Genomic DNA, 11,307 nt, shown 5'->3' with positions numbered 1-11,307 from the left:
TCCCATTACGACGACTTCGGCGTGAGGCGCTCCAAGAGGGCCTCGATGACATTGAAGCGTTCGTCCGGGCGTTCCATCGGCACCATAAATTTAAACAGCGTGGCGCCTTCGAATTTATAGCGGTTGGGCTGGCTTTGGATCAGTTTGATCAAGGTCAGCGGATCAACCGGTGTGTCGGAGGCAAATTCGACACGCCCGCCTTGTGGCCCGGCGTCGATCTTCTTGATGCCCAGTTGTTCGGCCTGCAATTTGAGCAGGGTAATGCGCACCAGGTTCTTCGTCGGCTCCGGGAGCAGGCCAAAGCGGTCGATCATCTCGACCTGCAAGTCCTTGAGGCCGTCTTCGTCCGTGGCCGAGGCAATTCGCTTGTAGAGGATCAGGCGCGCATGCACATCCGGCAGGTACGACTCCGGGATCAGTGCGGGGACGCGCAGGTTGATTTCAGGCCCGCCGCCCAGCGGCTGCTCAAGGTTAGGCTGCTCGCCCTTGCGAATCGACTTGACCGCGCGCTCGAGCATTTCCATGTACAGGGTAAAACCGACCGCCTGGATCTGGCCGCTTTGGCCGTCGCCGAGCAACTCGCCCGCACCACGGATTTCCAGGTCGTTGGTGGCCAGCACAAAACCGGCGCCCAGGTCCTGGGTGTTGGCGATGGCTTCGAGGCGCTTTTGCGCATCGCCGGTGATTTGCTGGCGCGGTGGCGTCAACAGGTAGGCGTAGGCCTGGTGGTGACTGCGTCCGACGCGGCCGCGCAATTGGTGCAACTGGGCCAGGCCGAATTTGTCTGCACGCTCGATGATGATGGTGTTGGCGCTCGGCACGTCGATACCGGTTTCGATGATGGTCGACGCGATCAGCACGTTAAAGCGCTTGTGATAGAAGTCGCTCATCACCTGTTCGAGTTCGCTTTCACGCATCTGCCCGTGGCCGATGCCGATCCGCGCCTCGGGCACCAGAGCTGCCAGTTCGGCGGCACATTTTTCGATGCTCTTAACGTCGTTGTGCAGGTAGTACACCTGGCCACCACGGAGCAATTCACGCAGCAGGGCCTCTTTGACCGTGCTGTTGTTTTGCTCCATGACGAAGGTGCGCACCGACAGCCGGCGCGCCGGTGGCGTGGCAATGATCGACAGGTCGCGCATGCCCGACACCGCCATGTTCAGCGTGCGCGGGATCGGCGTTGCAGTGAGGGTCAGAATGTCGACTTCGCTGCGCAGGGCCTTGAGCTGTTCTTTTTGGCGCACCCCGAAGCGGTGTTCTTCGTCGATGATCACCAGCCCCAGGTTTTTGATTTTGACGTCGTCCTGCAGCAGCTTGTGCGTGCCGATCACGATGTCGATCTTGCCTTCGGCCAGGTCGGCCACGGCCTGGTTGATCTCTTTGGCGGACTTGAAGCGGCTCATCACTTCAACGCGCACCGGCCAGTCGGCAAAGCGGTCGCGGAAGCTGTTGTAGTGCTGTTGGGCGAGCAGGGTGGTTGGCACCAGAATCGCCACCTGACGGCCGCCGTGCACGGCAATAAAGGCCGCGCGCATGGCCACTTCGGTTTTACCGAAGCCCACGTCGCCACACACCAGACGGTCCATCGGCTTGGGCGACAACATGTCGGCGCGCACGGCTTCGATGGTGGTTTGCTGGTCCGGGGTTTCTTCAAACGGGAAGCCGGCACTGAAGGTGGCGTAATCGGCCTTCGGGTCGGCAAACGCATGGCCTTCACGGGCGGCGCGGCGGGCGTAGATGTCGAGCAGCTCGGCGGCCACGTCACGCACTTGTTCGGCGGCTTTGCGTTTGGCTTTTTGCCAGGTCTCGGAGCCCAGGCGGTGCAACGGCGCCAGTTCGTCATCGCTGCCGGTGTAGCGGGCAATCAGGTGCAGGTTGGCCACCGGCACGTACAACTTGGCGCCCTCGGCGTATTCGAGGGTGAGGAACTCTGCCACCTGATTGTCGACTTCCAGCGTCGCCAGCCCCTGATAACGGCCCACGCCGTGGTCAATGTGCACCACCGGCGCGCCTTCGCGCAGTTCGGTGAGGTTTTTGATCACTGCGTCGTTGTTGGCGTCGGCGCGTTTTTCACGGCGTCGACGTTGCATGACGCGTTGCCCGAACAGCGGGCTTTCGGCGATCAGCGCCAGTGCCGGGTGATCCAGCAGCAAGCCTTCATCCAGCGGGGCGATGGTGATCGCCAGGCGGTGCTTGCTGGCGACAAAGTCCGGCCAGTTGTCGACGTTTTTCGGCCGTAGCTTCAGGCGTTCGAGCAATTCGAGCAGCACTTCGCGGCGCCCGGCCGATTCGGCGGTGAACAGCACGCGGCCATCAAACTGCTCCAGGAAGCCGGACAACGCCGCCAACGGCTGGTTGGCCTTGGCTTCAATGGCCAGGTTCGGCAGCGGTTGCGCCGGGAAGCGTTCGCGACCGCTGCCTGCGTCGATGTCGTCCTGGCTGGCGACCACGCGTGGCCAGCTTTTAAGCCGGGCAAAGCAGTCTTCAACTGGCAGGAACAATTCGGCCGGGGGCAACAACGGTCGCGATGGATCAATGCGGCGTTCTTCGTAGCGGTTGCGTACATCCGACCAGAAGTTTTCCGCCGCTTGCTCGATACCTGGCAGCGAGAACACTTGCGTATCCCCCGGCAGGTAGTCGAACAGCGTCGAGGTTTCGTCGAAAAACAGCGGCAGGTAATACTCGATCCCCGCCGGGGTGATCCCGCTGGTCAGGTCCTGAAAGATCGGGCAGCGACGGAAGTCGACATCGAAGCGCTCGCGAAAGCGCGCCTTGAAACGGGTCACGGCGTCTTTTTGCAGCGGGAACTCGCGGGCCGGCAGCAAGCGCACCGACTCCACTTTATCGATGGAACGCTGGGTCTCGGGATCGAAGGTGCGCAGGGTCTCGATTTCATCGTCGAACAGGTCGATCCGGTACGGCAGTTTGCTGCCCATCGGGAACAGGTCGATCAACGCACCGCGCACGGCGAACTCGCCATGCTCATACACCGTGTCAACGCAGCGATAACCGCTGGCCTCAAGGCGCGTGCGCATTTGCTCGACATCGAGCTTTTGCCCCACGTCCAGCACCAGGCTGCTGCCCAGCAAGAACTTGGTTGGCGCCAGACGATGTAGGGCGGTAGTGATCGGCACTACCAAAACACCGTGGTCCAGCTCTGGCAGCCTGTAGAGGCTGGCAATGCGCTGGGAAATGATGTCCTGATGCGGCGAGAACAAGTCGTAGGGCAGGGTTTCCCAGTCGGGGAAATGCAACACCGGCAGTTCGGGGGCGAAAAAGCGTAATTCCTGCTCAAGGCGTTCAGCGCTTTGGCTGTCGGCAGTCAGGAGCAGGGTGAAGCGCTTGGCGGCGCTGGCGGCCTCGGCAATGGCGAGACTCAGGGCAGCACCGGGCAGATTGCTCCAGTGCTGTTTACCTGCCGTAGCAGGGAGTTTGGGTAGACGCAGGACGGGCACGGAAGGTTGAGCTCCAAGCGTTGCGGCAAAGAGGCTAAGTGTAACGGCCAAGGGGATGGCTGTCAGTTGCCGTCTTTAATGGAGTCTTGAATTCACCGCTTCAAGGCGTAAAACACTGGGCCAGAGGGCGTTGCAGCACGGCTTGAAGCCGCAAAAAAGCCCATTGTTAGAAAATTATTTACCTTTATTTGTTGGTGCTTAAACGTTTCAGTTGAGGTGTGTGACAGGCGTGCATTGCCCATGTATGGACACAACTGCATAATGTAGCCCCTTTTTTCAGCCCCTACATGTGGAAGGTTCCCGTGACTCAGAAGCCCGACCAGTGTCTTGGTGAATGGATCGACCGTGAAGCACTCGCAGAAGCGATGATTCCGCTCATCGGTCAGCTTTACCGCAATAACAATGTGGTGAGTTCGATCTATGGCCGCAGCCTGATCAACCGTTCAGTCATTGCGATTCTCAAAGCGCACCGCTTTGCCCGTCATCGCCAGTCCGATGACAGCGAATTGTCCGTGCACGAAACTTTCCCGCTGCTCAAAGCGATGAGCGAGCTCAAGCTCGGCGCCGCGTCGGTAGATCTGGGCAAGCTGGCAGTCAAGTTCAAGGCTGAAGGCAATGGCCGTACTGCCGAGCAGTTCGTTCGCGAAGAACTGGCCGATGTGGTTGGTCAGCAAAACGCTTCTGCACGTAAAGGCACTGACGTTGTGCTGTACGGCTTCGGTCGTATCGGCCGTCTGCTGGCCCGTATCCTGATCGAAAAAACCGGTGGCGGCGACGGCCTGCGTCTGCGTGCCATCGTTGTGCGCAAAGGCGCCGAAAATGATCTGGTCAAGCGCGCCAGCCTGCTGCGTCGTGACTCGGTACATGGTCCGTTCGACGGCACCATCGTGGTCGATGAAGAAAACAACACCATCACCGCCAACGGTAACCTGATCCAGGTGATCTACGCGAAGAACCCGACTGAGGTGGACTACACCCAGTACGGCATTCAGAACGCCCTGCTGGTGGACAACACCGGTGTATGGCGTGACGCCGACGGCCTGGGTCAGCACTTGCAGTGCCCGGGTATCGATCGCGTTGTTCTGACTGCGCCGGGTAAAGGCAAGCTGAAGAACATCGTTCACGGCATCAACCACGGCGAAATCACCGCAGACGACAAGATCGTTTCGGCGGCATCCTGCACCACCAACGCCATCGTGCCGGTGCTCAAGGCTGTCAACGACAAGTTCGGTATCGTCAACGGTCACGTTGAGACTGTTCACTCGTACACCAACGACCAGAACCTGATCGACAACTTCCACAAAGGCGATCGCCGTGGCCGTAGCGCCGCGCTGAACATGGTGATCACCGAGACCGGTGCTGCGACAGCTGCTGCCAAGGCATTGCCTGAGCTGGCTGGCAAGCTGACCGGTAACGCGATCCGTGTTCCAACGCCAAACGTGTCGATGGCCATTCTCAACCTGAACCTTGAGAAGTCGGCTACCCGCGAAGAAATGAACGACTACCTGCGTCACATGGCGCTGCACTCCGATCTGCACAAGCAAATCGACTTCGTGAGCTCCCAGGAAGTGGTATCGACTGACTTCGTGGGTTCGCGTCACGCCGGTGTGGTGGATGCTGAAGCGACTATCTGCAATGACAACCGCGTTGTGCTGTACGTGTGGTACGACAACGAATTCGGTTACAGCTGCCAGGTAGTGCGCGTGATGGAAGACATGGCCGGGGTTAACCCGCCAGCGTTCCCGCGCTAAGCACTCGTTGCAACTAAAAACGCCCCGACTGGTTCGGGGCGTTTTTGTGTGCGGCATTTAAAAACCTGTAGGAGCGAGCTTGTCTCGCGATCTTTTAAACGATCAAAAGATCGCGAGGCAAGCTCGCTCCTACAGATAGGCGCAGGTCCGCTTAAGCCGCTTGCGCTACGCGCAACTGATGCTTATTACCGCGAAACAGCGCCACGGTGGCAATCAGGCCCAATACGGCGGCACCGGTGAGCCACAGGCCGGGCGCTGCCTTGTTGTCCAGGGCGTGGATCAAGTAGGTGCACGCGGCCGGGGTAAAGCCACCGAAGGTCGCGGTTGCCAGGCTGTAAGCCAGTGAGAAGCCTGTGGTGCGCACTTCTGCGGGCATGATTTCGGTCAGGGCAACCACCATCGCACCGTTGTACGAGCCGTACAGGAACGACAACCACAACTCCACGATCAGCAAGTGGCTGAAGCTCGGGTTGGCCACCAGCCAGGACAAGGCCGGGTAGGCGGTGAGGATGGCGAGAGTGGTTGCGCCCAGCAGCAGCGGTCGGCGACCGATTTTGTCAGACAGTGCGCCCATGATCGGCAGCCAGATGAAGTTCGACAGGCCAATACAGACGGTCACCAGCAACGCTTCAAGATCCGACAGGTGCAGCTCGGTTTTGCCAAAGGTAGGGGTGTAGGCGGTGATCAGGTAGAAAGACACAGTGGTCATGACCACCAGCGCCATACCGCCCAGTACCAGGCCAAAGTTCTGACCGATGGAGGTGATGATTTCGCGCAGGGTAGGGCGATGTTTGCGGGCTTCGAACTCCGGTGTTTCTTCCATGGACTTACGGATGACAAAGATCACCGGCACGATCATGCAGCCGATCAAAAACGGAATCCGCCAGCCCCAGTCGCCCATGTCTTCCGGACTCAACCAGTGGTTCAAACCAACGCCCATCAAGCCTGCGAAAACCACCGCAGCCTGTTGGCTCGCGGACTGCCAGCTCACGAAGAAGCCTTTACGGCCCGGTGTGGCGATTTCCGCCAGGTACACCGATACGCCGCCCAGCTCCACGCCCGCCGAGAAACCTTGCAACAGACGGCCAAGCAGCACCAGCAGCGGTGCCGCGACGCCCAGGGTGGCATAACCCGGTACGCAGGCAATCAGTACGGTGCCCATGGCCATCAGGGCCAGAGTAATGATCAAACCTTTACGACGGCCGTGGCGGTCGATGTAGGCGCCCAGAAAAATAGCGCCCAATGGACGCATCAGGAAACCGGCGCCGAAGGTCGCCAGGGCAAGCATTAAGGATGCGAAAGCGCTGTCGCTGGGGAAGAAGGTTTTGGCAATGGCCGTGGCGTAAAAGCCAAAGACCATGAAGTCGAACATTTCGAGAAAGTTGCCGCTGACAACGCGAAAAATCGCTTTGCCTTTGCCTGTACTGGAGGCCATCAGAAATCACCCGCTGTTATCTGTTTTATGCGTAATCCATGTTTGTTGCTTGTCCACACTGCAAGATCAAGGCGCACGCCGTTGTACAAAACAGTTTTGTAACGATATGTGTATCAGGCCGTCCAGGCAACTTTTGTTGCTGTTGCGCGTCGGATTCAAGGGCTAGGGGCCCGCAAAGGCTGGCGATTTTTTTTGATTAATCCTGGCAGGGTGAGCGAGATGCTCCGGCGGATTTTGGTCTTTTGATGATTTTTGGCGCGCAAGATGAACGCAACATTACGTGCATCACAGCTTTCGCGTTTTACAGCGAGGGCTGCTTTTGGCGAGGCTGACATGAGGGTGAAATGCAAACAGTGATGTAGTGCAGACAAAATTAGCCTACGACAAGACCAAGGGTTAATGTTCGCCGCGGTCAGGCTTCTATAGACTGTGCCCCACGTTTTGATCCTTCATGGCGCTGGCCGCGACATGATTTAGCCGTAGGTGCCCAAAGCGGTGCCACGGCCTGTTCTGAGGAGTACGCATGGCTGTCTACAACTACGATGTAGTGGTACTGGGCTCTGGCCCTGCAGGAGAAGGCGCGGCAATGAACGCCGCTAAAGCAGGGCGCAAGGTAGCAATGGTCGACAGCCGGCGTCAGGTCGGCGGCAACTGCACGCACTTGGGCACTATCCCGTCCAAAGCCTTGCGTCACTCGGTTCGCCAGATCATGCAGTTCAACACCAATCCGATGTTCCGGGCCATTGGTGAGCCGCGTTGGTTCTCGTTCCCGGACGTGCTTAAAAGCGCTGAAAAAGTCATTTCCAAGCAAGTGGCTTCGCGCACCGGTTACTACGCGCGCAACCGCGTTGACCTGTTCTTCGGTACTGGCAGCTTCAACGACGAACAGTCCATTCAGGTGGTGTGCCCCAACGGCGTGGTTGAAACCCTGATTGCCAAGCAAATCATTATCGCTACCGGCTCGCGTCCTTATCGCCCGGCCGATATCGATTTCACCCACTCGCGTATCTACGATAGCGACACCATCCTCAGCCTGGGCCACACCCCGCGTAAGTTGATCATTTACGGCGCTGGCGTGATCGGTTGCGAATACGCGTCGATCTTCAGCGGCTTGGGTGTATTGGTTGAGCTGGTCGACAACCGTGGGCAATTGCTGAGCTTCCTCGACGCCGAAATTTCCCAGGCGCTGAGTTACCACTTCAGCAACAACAACGTCACTGTTCGCCACAATGAAGAGTACGAGCGTGTTGAAGGCGTTGAAAACGGCGTGATCCTGCACCTTAAATCCGGCAAAAAGATCAAGGCAGACGCCTTGCTCTGGTGCAACGGCCGTACCGGCAACACCGATCAACTGGGCCTGGAAAACGTCGGCCTCAAGGCCAATGGCCGTGGCCAGGTGCATGTGGACGAAAACTACCGCACCGACGTGCCGAACATCTACGCCGCAGGCGATGTGATCGGCTGGCCAAGCCTGGCCAGTGCGGCTCACGACCAGGGCCGCTCAGCCGCCGGCAGCATTGTCGACAATGGCAGCTGGCGCTTCGTCAATGACGTACCGACCGGTATTTACACCATTCCGGAGATCAGCTCGATCGGCAAGAACGAGCAGGAGCTGACCCAGGCCAAAGTACCGTACGAAGTGGGCAAGGCGTTCTTCAAGAGCATGGCGCGTGCACAGATTGCCGGCGAGCCTCAGGGCATGCTGAAAATCCTGTTCCATCGCGAAACCCTTGAAGTGCTGGGCGTTCACTGCTTCGGTTATCAGGCTTCAGAGATCGTACACATCGGCCAGGCGATCATGAACCAGCCGGGCGAACTGAACACCCTGAAGTACTTCGTGAACACCACGTTCAACTATCCGACCATGGCCGAAGCCTATCGGGTAGCCGCTTACGATGGCCTCAACCGGCTTTTTTAAGTGGCTCCGGCCGGTGGCCTGAGCCGGCCGGGGAGACCGATTTCAGCCATTCCCAAGGGTGGCAGTGGCCAAACCGGGAAAGTCTGTAATCAGGCTGTCGACGCCGAAATCAGCGAGTCTGCGCATCAGCGCAGGCTCGTTGACTGTCCACACCGACACATGCAAACCCTGGCGCTGAGCCTTGGCCAGACGTTCAGGCGTGCAGAGTGTCCAGTTCAAGGCCAGCATCTCGCATCCGTAATTCTGGGCGACCTTCAGCGGGTCGAGCCAGGCGTACTCGGCTACCAGGCCGCGTGACAGGTCCGGGGTCAGTTCCAGTGCGGCCTTGAGCACTTCCCGCGAGCTGGAGGTGACGGTGACTTTGTCCATCAGGCCATGGCGTTCAGCCATTTCGCGGATCGCCAGCACGGTGGTGGCAGCGCGGGTGCGCGAGGCGCTTTTGACTTCCAGTTGCCAGTGCTCAAAGTTGCACTTTTCAAACAGTTCTTCCAGACGCGGGATCGGGCACGGATGTACCCAGCCCGGGCCACCTTTGCGCGCGTCATAGGTCACCAGGTCGGCAGCGGTCTGTTCAATCACCTTGCCGCGTCGGTCGGTAGTGCGTTTGAGGGTCGGGTCGTGGATCACCATCAACTCGCCATCTTTGGACAAGTGCAAATCCAGTTCGCAACGACGGACGCCGTGCTTGAGGCATTGCTCAAAGCTGGCAAGGGTGTTTTCCGGTGCTTCGCCTTTGGCGCCGCGATGGCCATAAATCAGGGTCACAATTGCTCCTTTATGCAGCATTCACTGCGTCTACAGAGAGCCCGTTGAAGGCTTACTCGGTCGTTGGATCGTCTAAGTCGCGTGCCAGGCGCCGTGCCTGAGCCTGTTTTTGCAAAATATGGCGTGCCAGCAATTGGCGCTGGGTTTCGCTCAGAGCTTCAAATTCTGTAGTAATCCAATAACGCCCGGCGTCGGCCCGGCATTCAACGACCCGGGCGCGCAGCAACAACCCCAAGGCTTGCGGCATCAGCACCAGCTTGACTGATACATGGCTATCAACCGGGTACGCCTGCGGGTGGTGAAAGTCGATACCGCCTTCGGACAGGATGACCGGCTGCAGTTCGCCGACTTTACCCAGCACGGTTTGCGCGACGATCTGGCTGAGCAGATCGACGCGTTTGTTCAGGGTTTTAAGGTAGTTGGACAGCGTGCGGTCGCGCTCGCTGATCTGGCGCAACAGGTGTTGGGACTCGAATTCGCTGAGGTGCAATTCACTGAGCAAATTGAAGAGCGGGGATGCATCCTGCAACACTTTACCGCTGTCGACCTCGGCGGCCGACAGTGGGGTGATTTCCAGTGCGATCACATCCTCGATACGGTAGTATTCGCGGCGATTTGCTTCATCTAATGTCGACATGGCGAACCCATGATGGCGGCTGTGGTCAGAGTGTAAAGCTGCTTATCAGGCCCCGCCACAAGGACGCCTTCTTTTCCCCAGAACAAGCCCCGACATGTTCAGACCTCTCTTCGTATTTATTGGCACGCGTTATACCCGTGCAAAGCGTCGCAATCATTTTGTGTCGTTCATTTCCCTGACTTCAATGATCGGGCTCGCCCTTGGCGTGGTCGTGATGATTGTCGTGCTCTCGGTGATGAACGGCTTCGATCATGAGATGCGCACCCGCGTGCTGGGCATGGTGCCCCACGCGACCATTGTAGGTGATCAACCGATCACAGACTGGCAAAGCCTGGCCGCCAAGGTTCAGCAGAACCCGAAAGTGGAGGCGGTTGCGCCGTTTACCCAGATGCAGGGGTTGCTGACCCACGATGGCAATGTGCAGAAAGTCCTGCTTAATGCCATCGATCCGGTGCAGGAGCGCAAGGTCTCGATCATCGATCACTTCATGCAGGAGGGGCAGCTCGACTCCCTGACGCCCGGCAGCTTCGGCATCATTATTGGTGACAAGGCCGCCAAGGCGCTGGGCGTGGGTGTGGGCGACAAGCTGACATTCGTGGCCCCGGAAGTGTCCGTGACCCCGGCCGGCATGTTTCCGCGTATGAAGCGCTTCACCGTGCAGGGCATTTTCCATGTTGGCGCGGGCGAGATCGACGGCTATCTCGGCCTGACCAATTTGCAGGATCTGGCGCGCATGCAGCGCTGGAAGCCTGATCAGGTGCAGGGCTTGCGCCTCAAGTTCGGTGATTTGTTCGAGGCCCCGCGCGGCGCATGGGAAATCGCCCAGCATTTGGGTGACAGCTATTACGCCCGTGACTGGACCCGTACCCACGGCAACCTGTACCAGGCCATCCGCATGGAAAAAGCCATGATCGGCCTGCTGCTGTTGCTGATCGTGGCCGTGGCGGCGTTCAACATCATTTCCACGCTGGTGATGGTGGTCAATGACAAGAAAGGCGATATCGCCATTCTGCGTACCTTGGGCGCGACACCGGGCACCATCATGGCCATCTTTATGGTGCAGGGCACGGTGATTGGCGTGGTCGGCACGGCCATCGGCGCGGTGGTGGGCATCCTTGCCGCGCTGAATGTAAGCGCTGCGATCTCGGCCCTCGAAGGCTTGATCGGCCACAAGTTTCTCAATGCTGACGTGTACTTCATCGACTACCTGCCGTCGCAATTGCAGGCGCAGGATGTGTTGATGGTGTGCGGTGCGGCGTTGGTTCTGAGTTTCCTCGCGACCTTGTACCCGGCCTGGCGTGCTGCGCGCACCCAGCCTGCGCAGGCGCTTCGTTATGAGTGAGTTG

General features: G+C 58.8%; 7 protein-coding genes. 3 read left to right on the top strand and 4 right to left on the bottom strand.

What is annotated here, in order from left to right:
• Positions 1-5 precede the first annotated feature (5 nt).
• Positions 6-3,455, bottom strand: a complete 3,450-nt coding sequence (gene mfd, locus TU84_RS09030) for a transcription-repair coupling factor (RefSeq protein ID WP_048368703.1) — start codon at positions 3,453-3,455, stop codon at positions 6-8.
• 287 nt (positions 3,456-3,742) lie between these two features.
• Between mfd and TU84_RS09025 the strand changes: the two genes are divergently transcribed.
• Complete coding sequence (locus tag TU84_RS09025; protein ID WP_048368702.1) at positions 3,743-5,206, top strand: glyceraldehyde-3-phosphate dehydrogenase; 1,464 nt, start codon at positions 3,743-3,745, stop codon at positions 5,204-5,206.
• Positions 5,207-5,357: 151 nt separating this feature from the next.
• On the opposite strand, the gene tcuC is transcribed toward TU84_RS09025, so the two are convergent.
• Positions 5,358-6,641: an MFS transporter gene (gene tcuC, locus TU84_RS09020; RefSeq protein ID WP_048368701.1), complete on the bottom strand. Its 1,284-nt coding sequence runs from the start codon at positions 6,639-6,641 to the stop codon at positions 5,358-5,360.
• A gap of 523 nt (positions 6,642-7,164) precedes the next feature.
• Between tcuC and sthA the strand changes: the two genes are divergently transcribed.
• On the top strand, positions 7,165-8,559 hold the full coding sequence (gene sthA / locus TU84_RS09015; RefSeq protein WP_048368700.1) for a Si-specific NAD(P)(+) transhydrogenase: 1,395 nt from the start codon (positions 7,165-7,167) through the stop codon (positions 8,557-8,559).
• A gap of 42 nt (positions 8,560-8,601) precedes the next feature.
• Here the strand turns inward: sthA and TU84_RS09010 are convergent, their stop codons facing one another.
• Together TU84_RS09010 and TU84_RS09005 are read right to left on the bottom strand one after the other, a co-directional pair.
• Positions 8,602-9,324 carry a glycerophosphodiester phosphodiesterase gene (locus TU84_RS09010; RefSeq protein ID WP_048368699.1) on the bottom strand — a complete coding sequence of 241 codons (723 nt, stop codon included), beginning with the start codon at positions 9,322-9,324 and terminating at the stop codon, positions 8,602-8,604.
• Positions 9,325-9,376: 52 nt separating this feature from the next.
• On the bottom strand, positions 9,377-9,961 hold the full coding sequence (locus TU84_RS09005; RefSeq protein WP_048368698.1) for a PilZ domain-containing protein: 585 nt from the start codon (positions 9,959-9,961) through the stop codon (positions 9,377-9,379).
• 94 nt (positions 9,962-10,055) lie between these two features.
• Between TU84_RS09005 and TU84_RS09000 the strand changes: the two genes are divergently transcribed.
• Entirely contained in the window at positions 10,056-11,303 is a 1,248-nt protein-coding gene (locus tag TU84_RS09000) for a lipoprotein-releasing ABC transporter permease subunit (RefSeq protein WP_048368697.1), read from the top strand.
• Positions 11,304-11,307: the final 4 nt, after the last annotated feature.

The organism is Pseudomonas helleri (genome assembly GCF_001043025.1).
In the GTDB taxonomy this organism is placed as follows: Bacteria; Pseudomonadota; Gammaproteobacteria; order Pseudomonadales; family Pseudomonadaceae; genus Aquipseudomonas; species Aquipseudomonas helleri.
This window is presented reverse-complemented; position numbering and strand designations above follow the sequence as displayed.